Source organism: Mycobacterium sp. IS-2888 (genome assembly GCF_001954215.1).
Lineage (GTDB): Bacteria > Actinomycetota > Actinomycetes > Mycobacteriales > Mycobacteriaceae > Mycobacterium.
The window spans coordinates 21,633-40,663 of record NZ_MBET01000025.1 but is presented as its reverse complement, the minus strand read 5'-3'; the positions used below and the strand labels follow the sequence as shown (position 1 = coordinate 40,663).

Below are 19,031 nucleotides of genomic sequence, written 5' to 3'. Positions count from 1 at the left end.
CAGCAGGTCAGCTGCCGAAACCCCCGTGTGGCGAATTCACCACGGTCGCCGGACCCGCTGCAGACCCGTTGATGCGACTGGCGGCAAATTCCGCGCCCTTGGCAACGATGTCGCCGTCGGCCGCGTACGTGTCGTGCGCGGCGAAATTCATGCCGTCGGAGCAGACCGGGTCCTCGGGCGCGCAGACCTTGATGGTCTTGGCCGCGTAGGTCGGCCCGATGACGACCGGGGGCTGGCCGAGGAAGTCCATGGCCCGGACGTTCGGCATTCCGAACAGCACGACGGCCGCGACGTGGTTGGCGACGTCGGGCGACAGCGGTTTCGGCACCGTCGCCGGGTCGACCCCGTCGGGCACCGCGGCGGAGGTGACGAAGCCCATCACGGCCGCGCCCTGCGAGTAGCCGCTGAGCACCATCTTGGTCTGCGGGCAGCTTGCCGCCGTGGACTGGACATGCGTGCTGGCGTCCCGGATCCCGTCGAGGCCCGTCTGCCACTCCTGGCTGGCGGGGTAGTTGACCGGGTAGACATCCATCGACTTCGGGGCGATGCGCCCACGCAAGTTGTCGACGAACGCCTGTCCCGTCGGACCGACCCCGGGATCCTCACCGGTGCCGCGGGCGAACAACACCTCGACGTCCGGACATCCCTGGGCGGATGAGATGGGGGCAGACACGACGGAACCGCTGAGCCCAGCGGCCGCGAGTACTGCAGGAGCAAGAAAACGAATGACATTACCGGCGGTCATGCCGCAATATTTGCCCATTCCAGCACCTCCCAAACCTAAGAATTTCCAGAGGACTTCATAATTATTCCCTCACACCGCGGGGGCATCCGCAAGTCACTCGCCGAAAGGAACCGTGCCCATTGCATCGGGCCCGCGAAGCCAAGTTTGCTGCGGTTCGCGCGGGCGTTAGCGGTGCGTGGACTGCCGAGCTTGGCCAATCACCGGATTGTGGACCACATTTGGCGGCCACGGCCGCGTCTTGGTGGGAGTTTCGCGGGGAGGCGTCGCCAAACATGTTGCTGGCCAGCCCAATACTCGTTGCCGCGGGCCAATTGCTAGCATCGCGCGATGGGCGCTGTCTCCAGGCGTGACCTCCTGAAGTACGCCGGCGTCGCGCCGGCGGTGCTGGGTGCCGCGACGCTCGGCGTCCCACCCGCTACCGCGGCGGGCACGGCCGTCTTCCTCGACCCGGGTCATAACGCAGTGAACGACGCGTCGATAAACGCGCAAGTCCCCAATGGGCGGGGCGGCACGAAGGCGTGTCAGGCGTCGGGCGCCGCCACCAACGACGGCTATCCGGAGCACGCGTTTACGTGGGACGTCGTCCAGCGAATTAGCGGCTCGCTCAACCAGATGGGCGTGCGCACCCAGCTGTCGCGAGACAACGACAACTCCGTCGGTCCCTGCGTCGACCAGCGCGCCGCGCGGGCCAACGCGATGCGCCCCGACGCGATCGTCAGCATCCACGCCGACGGCGGTCCGCCGTCGGGCAGCGGATTCCACGTCAACTACTCCAGCCCGCCCTTGAACGCCGCGCAATCCGGACCCGCGATTCAGCTGGCCCACACGATGCGTGACGCCCTGGTGCAGGCGGGCCTGCAGCCGTCCAACTACATCGGCTCCGACGGCCTTTACGGCCGCGACGACCTCGCCGGCCTGAACCTGGCCGACTACCCGGCGATCCTCGTCGAACTCGGCAACATGAAAAACGCCGCCGAGGCCGCGCGGATGGAAAGCCCGGACGGCCGGGCGGCGTATGCCGCGGCAGTGGTCCAGGGGATCGCGGCGTACCTGAAGCTCTAGACGAGCTGGGTCACCGCCGTCGCGACGACGAGCACCAGCACGGAAATCCCGACGACGTACACCGGGGTCCGGGCGGTGATCCGCGCCGGCATCGGCCGCCGGCCCAGCGTGCGCTGGCGTTGCAGGGCGATCACGAAGCTGCACAGCGCCGCGGCACCGGCCAGGGCGGCCGGGATCAGCGCCGCCGGCTCCGTCGCGCCGTGCCAGTCCTTGATCGTCAACAGCACGCCGTTGACGAGAAACGCGAACGACGTCCGCGTCCAGGCCAGGATCGTGCGTTCCGCCGCCAGGCTGGCCGGCCGGGTCAACCCGCGACCGCCTTGAGGATGACCAGGCCGAGCGCGATGATGCCGACCACGCTGAGGCCGATCGCCAGGAACACCGGCGAGGGATGACGGGGCAGCGGATCGCCGCGGCGCATCGCCCGATCGGCCTGCTGCCAGCGCATCAGACCCATCACGCTGGTGAGGGTCGCCAGCAGCGCGAGACCTACGCCGAGCAGTCGGCGCGAGCCGGGGATCGCCAGCTCCGGGACGAGCTGGACGAGGGCGACGGCCGCCGCGAGCAGGCCCAGCGCGGTGCGCTGCCAGGCCAAGAACGTCCGCTCGTTGGCGAAGGTGAACCGGTAGTCGAGTTCTTCGTGCTCTTCTGCGCTGTCGGCCACGAGGCACATCGTTGCATGATGGGGCCCGTGGTCAAGGCGTTGTTGTTCGACGTGCAGGGCACGGCGACCGATTTTCATTCCACCGTCTGCGGGCAGGCCCAGCGGCTGAGCGCCGGGCGGCACCCGGGCGTCGATTGGGGTAACGTGGTGCGGCGTTGGCGCGCAGCCTATTTCGCCGCCTTGGAGACCGCGCCCGGCGCGCGCTGGGTTTCGGTGCACTCGGTGTATCGCTCGTCGTTGGACACCGTCCTGGAGGAGTGCGGCATCGCGGGGTTTTCGGATGCCGAGTGCGACGAGCTGACCCTGGCCTGGCAGCGGTTGGCGCCCTGGCCGGATGTGGTGCCGGGGCTGACGCGGCTGAAGGGTGCGTTCACGTTGGCCACGCTGTCGAACGCCGACGTCTCGGCGGTGATCAACATTTCCAAGCGGGCCGGATTGCCCTGGGACGCCGTCTTCGCCGCAGAGATGGCCGGGGTGTTCAAGCCCGATCCGGCGATCTATCGCATGGCCGCGACCTATCTGGGTCACGATCCCGCGGACATCATGATGGTGGCAAGCCACAAGTACGACATTCGCGCGGCAGCCCGGCTCGGGTTCCGCACGGCATTCGTCGCGCGCCCTTTGGAATTCGGGGCCGACGGTGAAGCCGACGTCGCCTACTCCGACGAATTCGACGTCAACGCGGCCGACTTCGTCGACCTCGCCGCACAGTTGGGGTGCTAGGGCCGGTGCGCCGAACGGGTCAGCGGCTGACCGTTGGCGCCTTGCAGCAAGCAGATGACGGTGCTTGGGGTGGGATTGGCGCCGGTTCGGTCTTGGTTCGAGTCGATGAGATAGGTGATCGAAAAGGGGCTGCCGTCAACGGATTGTCCGGTATACGGCGCGAAACCTTCGTTGCAGTCCTTGTTGGCGACGATGGCGACGGCTTTGTCGACGGCCAACGGGCCGCGCAGATACACCTCGGCCAAATGCGGTGTGGCGCAGTCGACGGCGGTGACGGTCACCCGGCTCAGATCGATCGGCGGAAGGTCGGCTACGCAGTCGCCGACCTGCAGGTCGACCCATTTCACGGTGTGGGAGCTCAGCTTTGTGGCCGCCGTCGCGGATGGCGTCGCCGTCGCGTGCGGCGTGATGGTGTTTCTGGCTGGCTCGGAACCACAGGCGGCCAGAAATGCGCTCGCGGCTAGGCCGCATATCGCGTAAAGGGCCCGCATGCAGCGCAGTTTACGCGGAAGTCAGTGCCGGGTCAGGCTTTTCGGACGACATCGACAGGAATCCGCGCACACACCGCGCGGCCAGCAGCCAGTTCGACGGCTTCCTCATGTTCAGCCCGCCCAGCAGCTGCTTGATCATGGTCAGCGTGTCGAAGTAAATGCGTTCGCACACAAGGGTTTCCGTGTCGTCGAACACGAAGTAGGCGTTCATGCGGACCCGGAACCGGCTGCCGGTGGGCGGAACCTTGCCGAGATAACCGCGGTGTGTGCCCATCAACCAGAACTCGACGATCACCGCGTCGGCGCTGTGCCGCAGCGCGATGATCTCGTGGTCCTGGTCGGGAAACGCAGTGCGGGTATAGACGTAGTAGCCGCGCACGGCCTCGTCGCCGTCGTGGACGACCATCTGCGGGATCAGCTCGTAGCGGGGGTGCGGGAACGTCGCCAGCACGTCGTCCCAGGCCTGGCGGACCTCATCATGGAAGTGGTCGAGCACGAGTTTCTCGCGGGCGGCCAGCACCTCGGGAGGGGGAAACGCGGGAATGGTCACGATGGTCACCCTAAACCTGGCGAGCAGACGCAGAATTGCATAGCGCCACGTGAAATTGTGCGATTCTGCGTCTGCTCGCGGAGCTAACCGCGCGGGGGAGTCCAGGCGACCGGCAGGGTCTTGATGCCGTGAATGAATTGCGACAGCAGCCGTGCGGGTTCCTCCGTCGCGACGATGTCGGGGATTTCGCGGCGCAATTCGTCGAACGCAACCCGGATCTCCCGACGGGCCAGGTTGGCGCCGAGGCAGAAATGGGCGCCCCCGCCACCGAAGCCGAGATGCGGATTGGGGTCGCGCGTGATGTCGAAAGCCCACGGATTGGCGAACTTTGACTCGTCGCGATTCGCCGAGTTGTACCACAGCGCGACCTTGTCGCCGGCCGCCATCTTGGTGCCGCTCAGCTCGAAGTCTCGGGTCAGCGTTCGTCGCATGTAGACAACGGGGGAGGCCCACCGCACGATCTCCTCGACCGCGGTGGGTGCCAGGTTCTCGTAGTCCGACCACCACTTTTCCCGTTGATCGGGATACCGCGACAGGGCCAGCACGCCGTGGCTGATCGCATTGCGCGTGGTCTCGTTGCCTGCCACCACCAACAGGATGAAGAACGACGCGATCTCCGACGACGACAGCCGGTCGCCGTCGACCTCGGCCTCCACCAGACTCGTGGTCAGATCGTCGTGATGGTTGACGCGGCGGTCCTCGGCCAGCGCGGTGGCGTACGCGCCGATGTCCATCGAAATCTGAATGAACTCTTCGAAATTGGTTGTCAGGTCGGGGTCGCCGAACCCGAGGATCACGTTGGTCCAATGGAAGATCTGTTCGTGATCCTCCTCGGGGATCCCCATCATGTCGCAGATGATCTGCAACGGCAGCGGCCCGGCGAGCTCGCTGACCAGATCGGCTTCTCCGTCGGGATGATTGGCGATCAGCGAGGCGACCAACCGGTGCGCACGCTCGCGCACCGACGCCTCGATGCGGGCGACCACCTTCGGCGTGAACGCGCGGCTGACGATCGAGCGCAGCCGCTGGTGTCGTGGATCGTCGAGCACGATCATCGAGCCGAAGTACTCGGCGATCTCGGGCGCATTCTCGTTGATCGTGATGTTGGGGCTGGAGCTGAAGATGTCCGGATGGCGGCTGGCGAAGTGAACGTCGTCGAGCTTGGTCAGCGCCCAATACCCATTGCCCGACTCGAACCCCTCCATCTCGATGGCGGGCCAGAACGAGATCGGGGCCTCCCGGCGCAAGGTCGCGAACGCGCCGTCGCGAACGTCGTCGTCGAGGGCCCAGAAATCAAGCGACTCGAGATGAATGTCGGCAAGCGGGATGTCCGGCGGTGGCGTCCCGTTTTGCCGCGTCGCTACGCCCTTTTTGGGACCCGTCGTAAGGCTCACCTAGGCCCTCCTTCGCCGTTGAAGAGGTGACACTGGCGAGCCTAGACCGTCGTCAGTGCGTACAGAGGGTTCTGGTGGGTGAGCCCACCGTCGCCGTCGCCTTGCTCACTTCGTTGCCGTCGAGCAGAATCCTGCAGGTCAAGGGGCCCGGCCCCTGTGCGCTGATGACGAATACCTGGCCCCCGAACGCGGTGAACTGCGTCGACCACGGCAGTGGCGCGTTCACCTGGCGCTGCTGACCGGCGTCGGTTTGGTAGGAGATGTATTGCGCGACGCCGGGGCCACTCACCTCGTACTGGACCTTGGGGTTCTGGGGTATGGCGTTGGCCACGCCGCACGCGTTCGCGACCCCGATCCCGATCGCGAACACGAGCGTCGGTCCGCGCAGATGCTTCGTCATGGATGTCATCGTGTCATCACGGGCATCGCCTGGTCTATAGGGTGAACGCGGGGCTGACGATCGGAAGGTGCGCATGACGGATTCGAAGCGTGTGGTGGTCTGGGGCACTGGCTTCGTCGGCAGGATGGTGATCGCCGAGATCGTCAAGCATCCGGTGTTCGAGTTGGTGGGCGTCGGCGTCAGCAACCCGGACAAGGTCGGCCGCGACGTCGGCGAGATCTGCGGGTTGCCCGAGCCGGTGGGAATCCTCGCCACCGACGACGTCGACGCCCTGATCGCGTTGAAGCCCGACGCGTTGGTCCACTACGGCCCGACGGCCATGCACGCCAAGGACAACATCGCGCTGATCACCCGCTTCCTGCGGGCCGGCATCGACGTGTGCTCGACGGCGATGACACCGTGGGTCTGGCCGACGATGCACCTCAACCCGCCCAACTGGATCGCGCCGATCACCGAAGCCTGCGAGCTGGGCGAGTCGTCGTGCTTCACCACCGGCATCGACCCGGGATTCGCCAACGACCTGTTCCCCATGACGCTGATGGGCCTGTGCTCAGAAGTGCGGCGGGTGCGGGCGTCGGAATTGCTGGACTACACCAACTACGAGGGCGACTACGAAGTCGAGATGGGCATCGGCCGCGAGCCGGAATACAGCCCGATGCTGGAGAACAGTGACGTGTTGATCTTCGCGTGGGGGGCCACCGTTCCGATGATCGCGCACGCCGCCGGCATCATGCTCGACGAGATCACCACCACCTGGGACAAGTGGGTGACCCCGACGGAGCGGCACTCCGCCAGGGGTGTCATCAAGCCGGGACACGTTGCCGCCGTCCGGTTCACCATCAACGGGATCTACCAGGGCGAGACGCGTATCCAGCTCGAACACGTCAACCGCATCGGGCTCGACGCGGCGCCCGACTGGCCGACGGGACACGACAACGACGTCTACCGGGTCGACATCGAGGGGACGCCGAGCATCTTCCAGGAGACCGCGTTCCGGTTCACCGACGGCTCGGGCCGCGACGCGGCGACGGCCGGATGCCTGGCGACGGGAATGCGGGCGTTGAACGCTGTTCCCGCGGTCAACGACCTGCGGCCAGGCTGGGTCACGCCGCTCGACCTGCCGCTGATCGCGGGCGCCGGAAACATCCGGTGACCGGAGCAAGCCCTGCGCTGGGGTTGTCGGTCGGTGCCACCAAACTGGCGGCCGTCACCGCCGACCACGCCCTTACCCGCAAGCCCGTCCTGACCCTGTATCGGCAACGCTCACCGGAGGTCGGCGTCCCGTCGGAAAACCCTCAGCTGGGCGAGCCGGGCCTGGTGATCACCGACTTCGTCCAGCGGGTCGGAGACCCGGCCGGAATCGTCGCGGCCGACGGCTCAACCCATCGCAGCGAGGCATTGCTCGCCGACGGGTTGCGCGCGCTGGCCGTCGCCGCCACCTGTGGACGCGCCTTGCCCGAGAACATCGCGGTGACGTATCCCGCCCACTGGGAAGCGACGGCGGTGGACGCCTTGGGCTCGGCGTTGAGCCGGCTGGCCGAATGGTCGAACCGGCCGCTGACCTTGATCTCCGATGCCGCGGCGGCCCTGTTCGCCGTGCGGGCGAACCCCGGCATACCGGCCCGCGGGACGGTGGCGGTGTGCGATTTCGGCGGCAGCGGCACCAGCATCACGGTGCTGGACGCCGGCGACGATCACCCGGTGGCCGCGACCGTGCGCCACCCCGACTTCTCCGGCGACCTGATCGATCAGGCGGTGCTGACCGCAGTCATGGCGGTTTTGCCGGACGCAGGCTTTTTCGACCCGCCCGGCACGTCGGCGGTCGGCTCGCTCAGCCGACTGCGCGCCGCCTGCCGAAGCGCCAAGGAGGGGCTCTCGTCGCACACGGTGGTCGCGCTGGGGTTGCCCGGGGTGAGTGACGAGGTCCGGTTCACCAGGGCTGAATTCGACGGCGCGATCCGCGATTCGCTCGACGATTTCGTTTCGGTCTTGGATGAAACGTTGGCGCACAACGGAATTCGCGATTTGGTCGCGGTGATCTCGGTAGGGGGCGGGGCGCATATCCCGGCCGTCACCACCACGCTGTCGGGCCATCTTGGGGTGCCGGTTGCCACCACGCCGCGCCCGCACCTGACGGCGGCCGTCGGCGCCGCGCTGCGCGCGGCTGGAGCCGGCGCCTTAACCTAGGTCAGCGCTTTTCGCCCTTGTTCTCCTCTTTTGCGGCTTCGCGAAGTTCCTCGTTAAAGGCTTTGTCCTTCTCGATCTGCTCTTGCTTGCCGAGGTTCTCGGTACCTTGGTCTTCGTCGCCTTGGTCCTCGCCCTGATTCTCGGCTCGGTCCTCGGTGCCTTTGTCGCTCGCGCCCTGGTCCTCGGCGCCTTCCCCGCCCTTCGGGTTGCCCTCGTCGTCCAGCCAGTCGTTGACCGCCGTGCCCGAGACCATTCCACTGGTGCCGGGCAGCACCAGGGTGGGCCGGTCTTCGTAGGCCGTCATCATTTCGGCGGCCTTTTCCTTTTGCTCCTCGTCGGGCTCTGGTTTCTCAGTTAACTGCTGGCCCTCTTCTTGACCAGCGTCTTTGTCGTCCTGCACGCTCATGGCGGCTACCCCCTTCCGAGTTGCAGTCTCGACGGTTGTGATGGGGGTTCCCCCCGCAGCATCGTGCCGAAACTCTCGGCAACGCGTTTGTTTGCCGCCGGATCAGCGCCGGGGTGGGCTTGGCGCCGCCGGGTGGCGGCGAAAAGCGTTGTGGGAGTTCTCAGTTCGGCTTCGGGTAGCTGACGCCGGTGAGTTGTTCGGAAATCTCCCACAGCCGCGCGCTGTCGTCGTCGTTCTTGGCGTTTGCGGGGACCTTCGCCAGCGCCACGCCGCCCCCAGCGGCCTCATAGAAACCGCTCGGCCCGTAGAACGCACCGCCCTCGGCGTGGGGCGCGGCGGCCGCGTACAGGGCGGGCAGGATTCCCTCGTCGATCTCTTGCCAGAGGAACGGCGTGAAACGCCAGGACAGCTTGTATAGCCGCTCCATCAGGGCCGGCTTTTCGCGGCCATGCGACGGGCCGGCAATCTGCAGATTGGTCTTGGTCAGGCCGGGGTGCGCGGCGTTGGAGACGATGCCCCAGCCGCCCGCGCGACTGCGCTTGTCGAGCTCGCGGGCGAACATCAGCACCGCGAGCTTCGACTGCCCGTAGGCCGACATTGCCGCGTAGGACTTTTCGAACTGCAGGTCGTCGAAGTGGATCTTGCCGCTCTGCCGGGCCGCGAGGCTGCTCAGCGAGACGACGCGGGATTTCTGGGCGGCGCGCAGCAGCGGCAGCAGGCGCCCGGTGAGGGCGAAATGCCCGAGATGGTTACTGCCGAACTGCAATTCGAAGCCATCGGCGGTGGTGTCGCGCTCCGGTGGCGTCATCACCCCGGCGTTGTTGATCAGGATGTCGATCGGCCGGCCCTCGGCGTTGAGCTGTTCGCCCAACGTGGCGACCGATGCCAGCGACGACAGGTCGAGAGGTTTGATGGTCAATTTGGCGTCGGGAACCGTGGCGCGGATTTCCTCGATCGCCTTTTCCCCTTTGGCGCGGTTGCGGATCGCCATGACGACGTCGGCGCCGGCCGCGGACAGCCGCCTGGCCAGCCCGAACCCCAGCCCGCTGTTGGCCCCGGTGATGATCGCCAGCTTCCCCGTCAGGTCCGGCACGGTGGCGACGAGATCCTTGGCCATGCGTATCACTCCTTACTCGATATGAGCCCCGTCTTAGTCTGCTCTTTGTGTCGGCTTGTCGACAGCGCGGTCGCGGCTGGGCCGCCGCATTAGCCGCCGGCGCGCTGCCCACGCTCGCTTTTCCGGCGCCGTCGTGGTGGTGGCTGGCCTGGTTCGGTGTGGTTCCGCTGCTGTTACTGGTGCGGGCGGCGCCTTCGGCGTGGCAGGCGTCCGTGCGGGCGTGGTGGGGTCTCGGCGGGTTCGTGCTGATTAACCAGTACTGGTTGGTGACCAGCATCGGTCCTCTCCTGGTGCCCTTGGCCGTCGGGTTCGGTGCGCTCTGGCTGCCGTGGGGGTGGTTCGCGCATCGGTTGTTGGCGCCGCCCGCCACAGTCGGTCGCACTGTTGCGGCGTTGGTCGTGTTGCCCAGCGCGTGGGTGGCGGCCGAGGCGGTGCGGTCGCTGCCATGGCTGGGCGGTCCGTGGGCATCGCTGGGCGCCTCGCAATCCAACCAGCCGGTCACGCTGGCGTCGGCGTCGTTGGGCGGGGTGTGGCTGACGAGTTTCCTTCTGGTTGCTTGTAATACCGCTATCGTCGGCGTAATCGCGCACCGGGAGATGACCAGTCGGCTCGTCGCGACGGCGGCCGCGCTGGCGTGTGCGGCGGTGGGTCCCTTGTGGTATCTGCTGGGGCCCGCGCCGGCCGGGGGGTCGACGCTGCGGGTCGCTTTGGTGCAGCCCGGCGACATCGCCGACTCCGATGCCCGGCTGGCGGCCAGCGAGGCGCTCACCGCGTCGGTCGCCGGCCAGCGACCCGACTTGGTGGTCTGGGGCGAAAGCAGCGTGGGGCAAGACCTCGTCAGCCATCCCGAGCTGCTGGCCCGGCTCGCCGAGCTGTCCGGGCGAGTCGGTGCGGACCTGTTGGTCAACGTCGATGCGCCCGCTCCCGGTGGGGGGATCTACAAGTCGGCGGTGCTCATCGGCGAGCACGGATCGTTGGGCAGCTACCGGAAGACCCGGCTGGTGCCGTTCGGCGAATACGTGCCGCTGCGAACGCTTTTCGGCTGGATCACCCGCCACAGCAAGGCCGCCGGCGAGGACCGGCAGCGCGGCACCGGGCCCGTGGTGCTGCGAGTGGGCAGCGTGTCCATCGGACCGTTGATCAGCTACGAGGCGACATTCTCCGACCTCGCCCGGCGCGAGGCTTCACTCGGTGCCGGCCTGCTGGTGTATCAAAGCTCGACCTCGTCGTTCCAGGGCAGTTGGGCGCAGCCGCAGCTGGCCGCGCAGCCCGCGGTCCGCGCCGTCGAGGCCGGCCGCCCGGCCGTGCACGCCGGATTGTCCGGGGACAGTTCGGCGTTCGACGCGCGCGGCCGACGGCTGGCGTGGTGTCGGTCGGGCTTTCGGGGGGTCACCGTCGTCGCCGTGCCGATGGGGTCGTATGCGACGCCGTACCAACGGCTGGGCGACTGGGTGCCGGTGGCGGCGTTCGTGATTGTCGGGGTCGCGGTGTTTCGCTGGCACCGCATGGCCCGCGGTGACAAACTGCCTGAATGAGCAGCAGGCGGCTCGCAAAAATCTCGCTCGCCGGGGCCATCGTGATGATGGTCCTCGCGGTGGCCGGCTTCATCGTCTCGCTGGTGCTCAACGCGTTCTTCCTGGACAAATACGACGCCTACGGCGAAGTGCCGATCCCAGGGTCGAGCAGCCTGAGCCTGCCCGCCGGTGAGGTCACCCTCAGCTTCCACACCGTGGTGATCGGCGGGCCCAATGGTGGTCTGCCCGTGCCGCCGCTCGGTGTCACGATCTCGCCGCCCGAGGGGGTGGCGCAACCGGTGGTGACGGAAAACATCGGCAGCACAACGACGGTCAACAATGACGCACACGTGCGGGTATGGATCGCTCAGATTCCCGCCGCCGGCACCTACAACGTCACCACGGACGGCAAGGTCAACGGCTTCATCGAGCCGCGACTTGCCTTCGGGCACAAGAGCTCCTACGGCTATCTGGTGTGGGTGTTCGTGGCCGTCTTCGTTGTGGGACTGGTCGATTCGATCGCGTCCGGCATGTGGTTGTCGCGCACCCGGCGTAAGGCGGCAACGGCGTTCGTGGCGGTGCATGAGCCGAGGCCGTATGAGCCCAGCGACGAGGGCGTTCGGTTAGAACGGCTGAAAACGCTAGCGGCACTGCGGGATTCCGGGGCGTTGACGGAAAGCGAGTTTGAAGCCGAGAAACGAAGGATCCTCGAGGGACACTGAGCCCTTGTCGGTGTCGCGTGTCATTGCGTGCTGCCTTGCGTTCCAACGGCATTGAGGAACATGGCGGTGAATGCGTCGCACACTTGCTCCAGTTCAGGCATCTCCCAACCCGGCTGGCCCGCAGCGGGAAGCATTAATACGTGGGCTAGCAGGGGTCCGGTCAGTTGCTCTATCAACAGGGGGATCGGAATGTCGCGGATCGTGCCTGCGGCCACCTGCCGGTGCAGCCATCCTCCGACGGTGGCGAAGTCACGAGGAAAGTAGTCGGCGAAGACCGTGGCGACGGGTCCATGTGGGTTCGCCAGCAGGTCGGCCAGCATTGCCGGAGCCACCCGCGGTTCGCGGGCCAGACCAGCCGCCATCACCGCGTAAAAGCTCGCCACCGTGTGCTCGAGGCGGGCGGTGTCGTCGGCAAACAGAAGGGACAGATCGCTCAGCGGACTGTAACGCTGGTAAATCGCCCCGAACAATCGGTCGCGAGTGCCGAATATGGCCTGCAAGCTTGCCACCGAGCAACTCGCCGACTCGGCAACGGATTCCAGTGTCACCGACGCGAGCCCGCGATCGCTGATTAACCGGGCCCCGGCTTCAATGGCGCGTTCGCGAACCGGCCGCCCGCCGGGATCGACGCCGGTTTTGCGCACCGCCTCGTCCAACGCCCGCCGAGATCCCCCGATCCTGCGCAGCAGCGTGCTGCGCGACATCCCGGCCGCATCGGCGAGCGTGCCCAGTGACACTTCGGCCACCGGCCGGCCGCACTGCTCGGCGGCGCGGATCGCCGCGTCCACCAGGTCGGGCGGCACTTGAAATTCATCGCCTGTTGACATTTTACTAGGCATAGCGCCTAGAATAGTATCATGCGATTGTCGCGGCTTGGGAGGCAAAGCGATCCGCGGATGCGGGCGGCGCTTTTCTGGGTATTGGGCCACACCCTTAACCCGCTGGCGTTGCGGGCCGCCCGCCGCGGCCGAGGGTTTTCCCTGCTGCGCCACCGTGGGCGCAAGACCGGTCGCACCTATGAAACACCGCTTATCCTCGCCGAGGTCGATGGTGGTTTCGTCGCCGAGCTGACCTACGGCACCGATGTTGCCTGGTATCGCAACGTAATGGCGTCGCACCGCTGTGTGGTGGTTTTCAAGGGCGCTGAGTACGAAATCGACGGCATCGAACCGTATCCCGCCGACCTGGGACGCCAAGCCTTCGGATTTCCAGGCGCGGTGATACTGCGCCTGCTGCGGCGCCACGAGTTTCGGTTGCTTCGAATCAAGTGAACCCAGAGAGGATATGCGATAACGATGCTGGGATATTTCGCCGCGTCGGCCCTCGTGGCCTTGCTTGCCATAGTGATGACGAGAGTCCTCCTGCTGCGCCGAACCGGCACGCAGGCAATGCATTTCGGGAACATGGACAAGACGGACTTTCTGATCCCACCGGTCGCGCTGTTTTACTTCTACACCGTCTTCGCCGCCGCCTTTGGCTGGCCGATCGTGAGCGGGCAGCGGTTCTTTCATTCGAATGCCGCAGCATGGGCGGGGGTTGCGCTATGCCTGGGCGGATTGTCGGTCCTGGTGGCCAGCCTGGTCTCGTTCGGCCGGAGCTTCCGCGTCGGCATTGACGTTGATCACCCCGACGAATTGGTCACGACGGGCATCTTTGCGGTCAGCCGCAACCCGATCTATGTCGGCGGCGGGCTGATCTTGATCGGCGAGTTCCTGGTCTTCCCCAATTGGATCCCGCTGGCCTTCCTCGCCGGCGGGCTCGCGCTGTTCCACCGCCAGGTGCTGCGTGAGGAAGAGTTCATGCGTAACCACTACGGCGCGGAATACCTCCGGTACTGCGAGCGCGTGAGGCGATACGTATAAGCCGTGGCTGGCGAAGGCGACAGGCTTTCTGCCCGCCTCACAGCGACAAATCGGTCGAGGGCGCGGCGGCAGCAGAGACGCCGCGCAATTTGTCGCTATGAGGCGGGCAGAGAGAGACCCGCCCGACGGAGGGACTTCTGTGGCAGCTGTGACGACTGGAACCGATCCGACGCCAAACAACTAGTGCCCGCGCGCCACCCATTCCTCGTAGTGGACGATCTCGTCGCCGATGGTGGTGCTGTCGCCATGGCCCGTATGCACGACAGTCTCGCCGGGCAGCTTGCCGAGCCGCTCGGAGATCGACTGCAAAATCGTCGGGAAGTCGGAGAACGAGCGCCCGGTCGCGCCGGGTCCGCCGGAGAACAGGGTGTCGCCACTGAACACCACCCCAAGCTCGGGGGCATGCCAGCACACCGACCCGGGCGAGTGGCCCGGAGTGTGCAGCGCGCGCAATTCGGTGCCGCCGACGCTCAACGTCTCGCCGTCGGACACTGAGCGAAAATCTTTGTCCGGGTGGGTCATTCGCCACAGCACGTCGTCGCCGGGGTGCAGCAGCACGGGCGCATCGAGTCTCTTGCCGAGTTCGGGGGCGACCGTGACGTGGTCGTTGTGGCCATGCGTGCACACCACCGCCACGACATGGCGGCCCGCTACTGCCTCGATGATCGGCGCCGCGTCGTGAGCGGCGTCGAACACCACGACGTCAGAATCGTCGCCGACGAGCCAGATGTTGTTGTCGACTTCCCAACTGCCGCCGTCGAGTTCGAACGTCCCGTGGGTCACTACCCGCTCGATCACAACACCACCACCGAGCGCAGTACCTTGCCGTCGTGCATCTTGTGGAAGGCTTCCTCGATGTCGCCCAGCCCGATGCGTTCGGAGACGAACTGCTCCAAGGGAAGTCGGCCCTGCAGGTAGAGGTCGATCAGGGTGGGGAAGTCGCGCTCGGGCAGGCAGTCGCCGTACCACGAAGACTTCAGCGACCCGCCGTGGGAGAAGAAGTCCACCAGCGGCATCTCCAAAAGCATGTCGGGGGTCGGCACACCCACCAGCACCACGGTGCCCGCGAGGTCGCGGGCGTAGAAGGCCTGCTTCCACGTTTCGGGACGGCCGACCGCGTCGATCACCACGTTGGCCCCGAAGCCGTCGGTGAGGTCCTGGATGGTCTTGACGACGTCGAATTCGCGGGCGTTGACGGTGTGGGTGGCGCCGAACTTGCGCGCCAGATCCAGCTTGCTGTTGTCGGTATCGACGGCGATGATTCGCCGAGCGCCGACCAGCGCCGACCCCGCGATCGCGGCGTCGCCCACGCCGCCGCAGCCGATCACCGCGACGGTGTCGTTGCGCTCCACCGCGCCCGTGTTGATCGCCGCGCCAATGCCGGCCATCACCCCGCAACCCAAAAGGCCGGCGACCGCAGGATCGGCCGCCGGATCGACCTTCGTGCATTGACCCGCCGCCACCAGTGTCTTGTCGGCGAACGCGCCGATGCCCAGCGCCGGGGTGAGTTCGGTGCCGTCGGTCAGCGTCATCTTCTGCTCGGCGTTGAAGGTGTCGAAGCACAGGTGCGGCCGGCCACGCTTGCAGGCCCGGCACTGCCCGCACACCGCGCGCCAGTTCAGGATCACGAAGTCGCCGGGCTCGACGGCGGTGACGCCCGGCCCGACGGCCTCGACCGTGCCCGCCGCCTCGTGGCCGAGCAGGAACGGGTACTCGTCGTTGATGCCGCCCTCGCGGTAAGTCAGGTCGGTGTGGCACACCCCGCAGGCAATGACGTCGACTACGGCCTCACCGGGCCCGGGGTCCGGGATGACGACGTCCACCAGCTCGACGGGTTCGCCCTTTTTTCGTGAAATCACGCCGCGCACTGTCTGACTCATGGCGTCCAACCTACGGTGTAGCGTCGCTGACCATGACGGCACCCGAGACGGCCGAACAATTCGCCGAGCGGATGGTTGGGGCCATCGACGGCGCCAGTCTCACCATCCTGCTGAGCATCGGGCATCAGACCGGTCTGCTGGACACCATGGCCGGGCTGCCTCCCGCCAGCAGCGCGCAGATCGCCGAGGCCGCCGGCCTCGACGAGCGCTACGTCCGGGAGTGGCTTGCTGGCATGACAACCGGGCACGTCGTCGACTACGACGCCGCCGCCGGCACCTACTCGCTCCCCGCTCACCGCGCGGCGACCCTCACCCGTGCGGCCGGGCCGCACAACCTCGCCCTCGTTGCGCTGTTCGTTCCGCAACTCGGCGAGATCGAGCAGAAAATCGTCGGTTGCTTTCGCGAGGGTGGCGGGCTGCCGTATACCGAATTCCCTCGCTTCCACGCGTTGATGGCCGAGCAGAGCGCCGCCGTGTTCGACGTCGCGCTCGTCGACGTCGTGCTGCCGTTGGTCGACGGCCTCCCGGAACGCCTCCGTGCCGGAGCCGATGTGGCCGATTTCGGCTGCGGCAGCGGTCACGCGATAAACGTGATGGCACAGGCGTTTCCGGCAAGCCGGTTCACCGGCATCGACTTTTCCCGCGAGGCCATTGCCACCGGTGTCGCCGAGGCGGCTCGCCTCGGCCTGATGAACGCGACCTTCGAAAGCCACGATCTGGCGCGGCTGGACAAGCACGAGGCCTACGACGTCATCACCGTGTTCGATGCGATCCACGACCAGGCGCAGCCGGCGCGGGTGCTGGAGAACATCTACCAAGCGCTGCGACCCGGCGGCGTCTTCTTGATGGCCGACGTCAAGGCGTCGAGCCGGCTCGAGGAGAACGTCGATGTGCCGATGAGCACCTATCTCTACACCGTCTCGCTGATGCATTGCATGACGGTGTCACTGGCGCTGGATGGCGCCGGGCTGGGCACGGCGTGGGGAACGCAGCTGGCCACCTCGATGCTCGCCGACGCCGGTTTCGGCGACGTGCGGGTGGCCGAGATCGAATCGGACCCGCTGAACAACTACTACATCGCCAGGAAGTGATGGCGGCCCTCGACGCTCTCGACGACTGGCCCGTCCCATCCGCCGCCGCCGCGGTGATCGGACCCGACGGGGTGCTGGAGACGCATGGCGACAGCAAGCAGGTTTTCGTGCTGGCGTCGGTCACCAAACCGTTGGTCGCGCGGGCCGTGCACGTCGCCATCGAGGAGGGCGTCGTCGACCTGGAGACCCCGGCCGGACCGCCCGGCTCCACGGTTCGCCACCTGCTGGCGCACGCGTCGGGCCTGGCGATGCACAACGACCGCGCGCTGGCGAAGCCCGGCGCCCGGCGCATCTACTCCAACTACGGCTTCACCGTGCTGGCCGAGACCGTGGAGCGGGAGTCGGGGATCGAGTTCGGCCGCTACCTGACCGAGGCGGTGTGCGAACCGCTGGCGATGGGGACGACCCGGCTGGACGGCGGGGCCTTGGAAGCCGGGTTCGGGGCGACGTCCACCGTGGCGGATTTGGCCGCCTTCGCCGGTGACCTGCTGCGCCCGGCGACGGTGTCGGCGCAGCTGCACGACGAGGCCACGACGGTGCAATTTCCCGGGCTGGACGGTGTGCTGCCCGGGTACGGGGTGCAGCGACCCAACGACTGGGGGCTGGGTTTCGAGATCCGGGATTCGAAATCGCCGCACTGGACGGGCGGGCGCAACTCGGCGCGGACATACGGGCATTTCGGCCAGGCGGGCGGTTTCATCTGGGCGGATCCCGACGCGGAGCTGGCGCTGGTGGCGCTGACGGACCGGGATTTCGGCGAGTGGGCGCTGGACTTGTGGCCCGCGATTTCCGACGCGGCGATATCCGAATACACCAAATAGGCCACGGAGACTAGCGCAACACGGGTATCACAGGGCACAATAGACACGCAGGACACAAAAACATCAGCATTTCCGCTGCTCGCGGGTCCACCAGGTCGTTGGGGAAGACGTCCCTCGTGGAACCGAAGGAGCAGGAGATGCGTGCGTCGAATCAATTCGCCGACGTGACGGCTGGCGTGGTCTATATCCACGCCTCGCCCGCGGCGGTCTGCCCGCATGTCGAGTGGGCGCTGTCGTCGACCCTGCAATCCAAGGCCAACTTGGTGTGGACCCCGCAGCCGGCGATGCCCGGACAGCTGCGCGCGGTCACCAATTGGGTCGGGCCGGTGGGCACCGGCGCCCGGCTGGCCAACGCGTTGCGCTCTTGGTCGGTGTTGCGGTTCGAGGTGACCGAGGATCCGAGCCCCGGGGTCGACGGCCACCGATTCAGCCACACCCCGCAGCTCGGCTTGTGGAGCGGAGCGATGAGCGCCAACGGCGACATCATGGTCGGGGAGATGCGGCTGCGGGCGATGATGGCGCAGGGCGCCGACACGCTGGCCGCGGAACTGGATTCGGTGCTGGGGACGGCCTGGGACGAGGCGCTCGAGGTGTACCGCGACGGCGGCGACGCCGGTGAGGTGACCTGGCTGAGCCGGGGCGTCGGCTAGATAACGGGCGGGCTCACCGGGGTAGCGGTGACCGGCATCTCCATGCTGCCTGCGCACGCGCCGCTGACGATGTCGATGTGAAACACGCCGGTCAGGGTGCCGTCGGCGGCGGGCGTCAAGGCCGTGATGGACCTCGCGGGGTCGCGTTCCACGCGGCCGCCGAGCAGTGGGCAATCCCAGGTCCGGTTGATCTGCTGGACCCACTGAGACCCGTTCCAGGCGAACTGAACCGATCGCTGCTCGTACGGGCTTTTGGGCGCCGGAGGGTTATTGACCGTGGCGACGCAGACGCCCGTCGAGCAGTTCGACGTGAACGAGTAGCTGGCCCGCTGGGAGGTTTCGGGCTGACGGGCGGCCATGCTGGTACCGGTCTTCTGGTTGGCGGCGAAAGTCAGCAGGTAGGGCCCGTTCCAGGCCGACGGCTGAATCGCGGAGGCCGCGGGCGAAAGCCATACCGAGCAGCCCAGCGCCGCGGCAGCCAACAGGCCCAGTGCAATCTTGCGGTGTCCCGACATATTTCCCCCCGGTGCAGAGCCGACGCCAAGATATCGGACGGGGTGGCCGATCTGTTACACCGCCGTGATCCTTATTTCGCGGGACGCAGAATCCGTAGCGCGTGGTGAGGCGAGTCACTCGCAGCGACCCTTCCTGATCAGGCACTTCACGCGCTAGAGTTTATCCATATTAAATTGTAAAAATTGCGTTAGGTGCGATACGGCGTGACCGACAACGAACTCCGCGTCCGCCAGGCC

Annotated in this window: 23 protein-coding genes and 1 pseudogene; 11 read left to right on the top strand and 13 right to left on the bottom strand. The window is 66.8% G+C overall.

Going from position 1 to position 19,031, the window contains the following annotated elements:
• Positions 1–7: 7 nt before the first annotated feature.
• On the bottom strand, positions 8–763 hold the full coding sequence (locus tag A5745_RS04190; RefSeq protein ID WP_076115200.1) for a cutinase family protein: 756 nt from the start codon (positions 761–763) through the stop codon (positions 8–10).
• Positions 764–1,072: 309 nt separating this feature from the next.
• Between A5745_RS04190 and A5745_RS04185 the strand changes: the two genes are divergently transcribed.
• A complete protein-coding gene (locus A5745_RS04185) occupies positions 1,073–1,807 on the top strand; it encodes an Rv3717 family N-acetylmuramoyl-L-alanine amidase (RefSeq protein WP_076115199.1) in 735 nt (244 codons plus the stop codon).
• Here the strand turns inward: A5745_RS04185 and A5745_RS04180 are convergent.
• Entirely contained in the window at positions 1,804–2,115 is a 312-nt protein-coding gene (locus A5745_RS04180) for a DUF202 domain-containing protein (RefSeq protein WP_076115198.1), read from the bottom strand. The genes A5745_RS04185 and A5745_RS04180 overlap by 4 nt on opposite strands.
• The gene (locus tag A5745_RS04175; RefSeq protein ID WP_076115197.1) at positions 2,112–2,480 is read right to left on the bottom strand and encodes a YidH family protein; all 369 of its coding nucleotides are present in this window, start codon (positions 2,478–2,480) and stop codon (positions 2,112–2,114) included. Before A5745_RS04175 ends, A5745_RS04180 begins: the two co-directional genes overlap by 4 nt.
• A gap of 6 nt (positions 2,481–2,486) precedes the next feature.
• Here A5745_RS04175 and A5745_RS04170 point away from each other — a divergent pair, with 6 nt between their 5' ends.
• Positions 2,487–3,194: a haloacid dehalogenase type II gene (locus tag A5745_RS04170; RefSeq protein WP_083662702.1), complete on the top strand. Its 708-nt coding sequence runs from the start codon at positions 2,487–2,489 to the stop codon at positions 3,192–3,194.
• Here A5745_RS04170 and A5745_RS04165 read toward each other — a convergent pair.
• From A5745_RS04165 to A5745_RS04150, 4 genes are all read right to left on the bottom strand, one after another.
• Positions 3,191–3,685, bottom strand: coding sequence for a hypothetical protein (locus A5745_RS04165; protein ID WP_076115196.1), 495 nt, complete (start codon positions 3,683–3,685; stop codon positions 3,191–3,193). The genes A5745_RS04170 and A5745_RS04165 overlap by 4 nt on opposite strands.
• 10 nt (positions 3,686–3,695) lie before the next feature.
• Positions 3,696–4,235, bottom strand: coding sequence for an ester cyclase (locus A5745_RS04160; protein WP_076115241.1), 540 nt, complete (start codon positions 4,233–4,235; stop codon positions 3,696–3,698).
• An 83-nt stretch (positions 4,236–4,318) separates the two neighbouring features.
• Positions 4,319–5,629 (bottom strand): cytochrome P450, encoded by a 1,311-nt coding sequence (locus A5745_RS04155; protein ID WP_076115195.1) that lies wholly within the window; start codon positions 5,627–5,629, stop codon positions 4,319–4,321.
• Between the two features lie 52 nt (positions 5,630–5,681).
• Positions 5,682–6,029 carry an MmpS family transport accessory protein gene (locus tag A5745_RS04150; protein ID WP_170874475.1) on the bottom strand — a complete coding sequence of 116 codons (348 nt, stop codon included), beginning with the start codon at positions 6,027–6,029 and terminating at the stop codon, positions 5,682–5,684.
• A 73-nt stretch (positions 6,030–6,102) separates the two neighbouring features.
• Between A5745_RS04150 and A5745_RS04145 the strand changes: the two genes are divergently transcribed.
• The gene (locus tag A5745_RS04145; protein ID WP_076061126.1) at positions 6,103–7,182 is read left to right on the top strand and encodes a dihydrodipicolinate reductase; all 1,080 of its coding nucleotides are present in this window, start codon (positions 6,103–6,105) and stop codon (positions 7,180–7,182) included.
• Positions 7,179–8,195, top strand: a pseudogene (locus A5745_RS04140) (Hsp70 family protein); the annotation flags it as partial. The gene A5745_RS04145 and the pseudogene A5745_RS04140, both read left to right, overlap by 4 nt.
• A 22-nt stretch (positions 8,196–8,217) precedes the next feature.
• Here the strand turns inward: A5745_RS04140 and A5745_RS04135 are convergent.
• Positions 8,218–8,622 (bottom strand): hypothetical protein, encoded by a 405-nt coding sequence (locus A5745_RS04135; RefSeq protein WP_076115193.1) that lies wholly within the window; start codon positions 8,620–8,622, stop codon positions 8,218–8,220.
• Between the two features lie 160 nt (positions 8,623–8,782).
• Entirely contained in the window at positions 8,783–9,739 is a 957-nt protein-coding gene (locus A5745_RS04130) for an SDR family oxidoreductase (RefSeq protein ID WP_076061131.1), read from the bottom strand.
• Between the two features lie 38 nt (positions 9,740–9,777).
• Here A5745_RS04130 and lnt point away from each other — a divergent pair, with 38 nt between their 5' ends.
• Positions 9,778–11,274: an apolipoprotein N-acyltransferase gene (gene lnt, locus A5745_RS04125; RefSeq protein ID WP_175879758.1), complete on the top strand. Its 1,497-nt coding sequence runs from the start codon at positions 9,778–9,780 to the stop codon at positions 11,272–11,274.
• On the top strand, positions 11,271–11,975 hold the full coding sequence (locus A5745_RS04120; RefSeq protein ID WP_076115191.1) for an SHOCT domain-containing protein: 705 nt from the start codon (positions 11,271–11,273) through the stop codon (positions 11,973–11,975). Before lnt ends, A5745_RS04120 begins: the two co-directional genes overlap by 4 nt.
• Before the next feature lie 20 nt (positions 11,976–11,995).
• Here A5745_RS04120 and A5745_RS04115 read toward each other — a convergent pair whose 3' ends face one another.
• Positions 11,996–12,802 carry a TetR/AcrR family transcriptional regulator gene (locus A5745_RS04115; RefSeq protein ID WP_076115190.1) on the bottom strand — a complete coding sequence of 269 codons (807 nt, stop codon included), beginning with the start codon at positions 12,800–12,802 and terminating at the stop codon, positions 11,996–11,998.
• Positions 12,803–12,832: 30 nt separating this feature from the next.
• Here A5745_RS04115 and A5745_RS04110 point away from each other — a divergent pair, with 30 nt between their 5' ends.
• Positions 12,833–13,246, top strand: a complete 414-nt coding sequence (locus A5745_RS04110) for a nitroreductase/quinone reductase family protein (RefSeq protein WP_217695264.1) — start codon at positions 12,833–12,835, stop codon at positions 13,244–13,246.
• 24 nt (positions 13,247–13,270) lie between these two features.
• Positions 13,271–13,837, top strand: coding sequence for an isoprenylcysteine carboxylmethyltransferase family protein (locus A5745_RS04105; RefSeq protein ID WP_076115188.1), 567 nt, complete (start codon positions 13,271–13,273; stop codon positions 13,835–13,837).
• 180 nt (positions 13,838–14,017) lie between these two features.
• Here the strand turns inward: A5745_RS04105 and A5745_RS04100 are convergent, their stop codons facing one another.
• Together A5745_RS04100 and A5745_RS04095 are read right to left on the bottom strand one after the other, a co-directional pair.
• Positions 14,018–14,635, bottom strand: a complete 618-nt coding sequence (locus A5745_RS04100) for an MBL fold metallo-hydrolase (RefSeq protein WP_076115187.1) — start codon at positions 14,633–14,635, stop codon at positions 14,018–14,020.
• A complete protein-coding gene (locus A5745_RS04095) occupies positions 14,632–15,717 on the bottom strand; it encodes an S-(hydroxymethyl)mycothiol dehydrogenase (protein WP_076115186.1) in 1,086 nt (361 codons plus the stop codon). Before A5745_RS04095 ends, A5745_RS04100 begins: the two co-directional genes overlap by 4 nt.
• A gap of 32 nt (positions 15,718–15,749) precedes the next feature.
• On the opposite strand from A5745_RS04095, the gene A5745_RS04090 reads away from it, so the two are divergent.
• From A5745_RS04090 to A5745_RS04080, 3 genes are all read left to right on the top strand, one after another.
• Complete coding sequence (locus tag A5745_RS04090) at positions 15,750–16,808, top strand: class I SAM-dependent methyltransferase (RefSeq protein ID WP_076115185.1); 1,059 nt, start codon at positions 15,750–15,752, stop codon at positions 16,806–16,808.
• Positions 16,808–17,629 carry a serine hydrolase gene (locus A5745_RS04085; protein ID WP_076115184.1) on the top strand — a complete coding sequence of 274 codons (822 nt, stop codon included), beginning with the start codon at positions 16,808–16,810 and terminating at the stop codon, positions 17,627–17,629. Before A5745_RS04090 ends, A5745_RS04085 begins: the two co-directional genes overlap by 1 nt.
• Positions 17,630–17,766: 137 nt before the next feature.
• On the top strand, positions 17,767–18,279 hold the full coding sequence (locus A5745_RS04080) for a DUF3145 domain-containing protein (protein WP_076061202.1): 513 nt from the start codon (positions 17,767–17,769) through the stop codon (positions 18,277–18,279).
• On the opposite strand, the gene A5745_RS04075 is transcribed toward A5745_RS04080, so the two are convergent.
• Positions 18,276–18,794 (bottom strand): hypothetical protein, encoded by a 519-nt coding sequence (locus A5745_RS04075; protein ID WP_076115183.1) that lies wholly within the window; start codon positions 18,792–18,794, stop codon positions 18,276–18,278. The two genes, A5745_RS04080 and A5745_RS04075, sit on opposite strands and share 4 nt — an antisense overlap.
• Positions 18,795–19,031 lie beyond the last annotated feature (237 nt).

Excerpts from the sequence above, each read along its gene's own strand:
- A5745_RS04190 (WP_076115200.1), bottom strand. The coding sequence starts at position 763 with ATGGGCAAATATTGCGGCATGACCGCCGGTAATGTCATTCGTTTTCTT.
- A5745_RS04185 (WP_076115199.1), top strand. The coding sequence starts at position 1,073 with ATGGGCGCTGTCTCCAGGCGTGACCTCCTGAAGTACGCCGGCGTCGCG.
- A5745_RS04175 (WP_076115197.1), bottom strand. The coding sequence starts at position 2,480 with ATGTGCCTCGTGGCCGACAGCGCAGAAGAGCACGAAGAACTCGACTAC.
- A5745_RS04170 (WP_083662702.1), top strand. The coding sequence starts at position 2,487 with ATGATGGGGCCCGTGGTCAAGGCGTTGTTGTTCGACGTGCAGGGCACG.
- A5745_RS04165 (WP_076115196.1), bottom strand. The coding sequence starts at position 3,685 with ATGCGGGCCCTTTACGCGATATGCGGCCTAGCCGCGAGCGCATTTCTG.
- A5745_RS04150 (WP_170874475.1), bottom strand. The coding sequence starts at position 6,029 with ATGACGAAGCATCTGCGCGGACCGACGCTCGTGTTCGCGATCGGGATC.
- A5745_RS04145 (WP_076061126.1), top strand. The coding sequence starts at position 6,103 with ATGACGGATTCGAAGCGTGTGGTGGTCTGGGGCACTGGCTTCGTCGGC.
- A5745_RS04135 (WP_076115193.1), bottom strand. The coding sequence starts at position 8,622 with ATGAGCGTGCAGGACGACAAAGACGCTGGTCAAGAAGAGGGCCAGCAG.
- A5745_RS04130 (WP_076061131.1), bottom strand. The coding sequence starts at position 9,739 with ATGGCCAAGGATCTCGTCGCCACCGTGCCGGACCTGACGGGGAAGCTG.
- A5745_RS04120 (WP_076115191.1), top strand. The coding sequence starts at position 11,271 with ATGAGCAGCAGGCGGCTCGCAAAAATCTCGCTCGCCGGGGCCATCGTG.
- A5745_RS04115 (WP_076115190.1), bottom strand. The coding sequence starts at position 12,802 with ATGTCAACAGGCGATGAATTTCAAGTGCCGCCCGACCTGGTGGACGCG.
- A5745_RS04110 (WP_217695264.1), top strand. The coding sequence starts at position 12,833 with ATGCGATTGTCGCGGCTTGGGAGGCAAAGCGATCCGCGGATGCGGGCG.
- A5745_RS04105 (WP_076115188.1), top strand. The coding sequence starts at position 13,271 with ATGCTGGGATATTTCGCCGCGTCGGCCCTCGTGGCCTTGCTTGCCATA.
- A5745_RS04095 (WP_076115186.1), bottom strand. The coding sequence starts at position 15,717 with ATGAGTCAGACAGTGCGCGGCGTGATTTCACGAAAAAAGGGCGAACCC.
- A5745_RS04090 (WP_076115185.1), top strand. The coding sequence starts at position 15,750 with ATGACGGCACCCGAGACGGCCGAACAATTCGCCGAGCGGATGGTTGGG.
- A5745_RS04085 (WP_076115184.1), top strand. The coding sequence starts at position 16,808 with ATGGCGGCCCTCGACGCTCTCGACGACTGGCCCGTCCCATCCGCCGCC.
- A5745_RS04080 (WP_076061202.1), top strand. The coding sequence starts at position 17,767 with ATGCGTGCGTCGAATCAATTCGCCGACGTGACGGCTGGCGTGGTCTAT.
- A5745_RS04075 (WP_076115183.1), bottom strand. The coding sequence starts at position 18,794 with ATGTCGGGACACCGCAAGATTGCACTGGGCCTGTTGGCTGCCGCGGCG.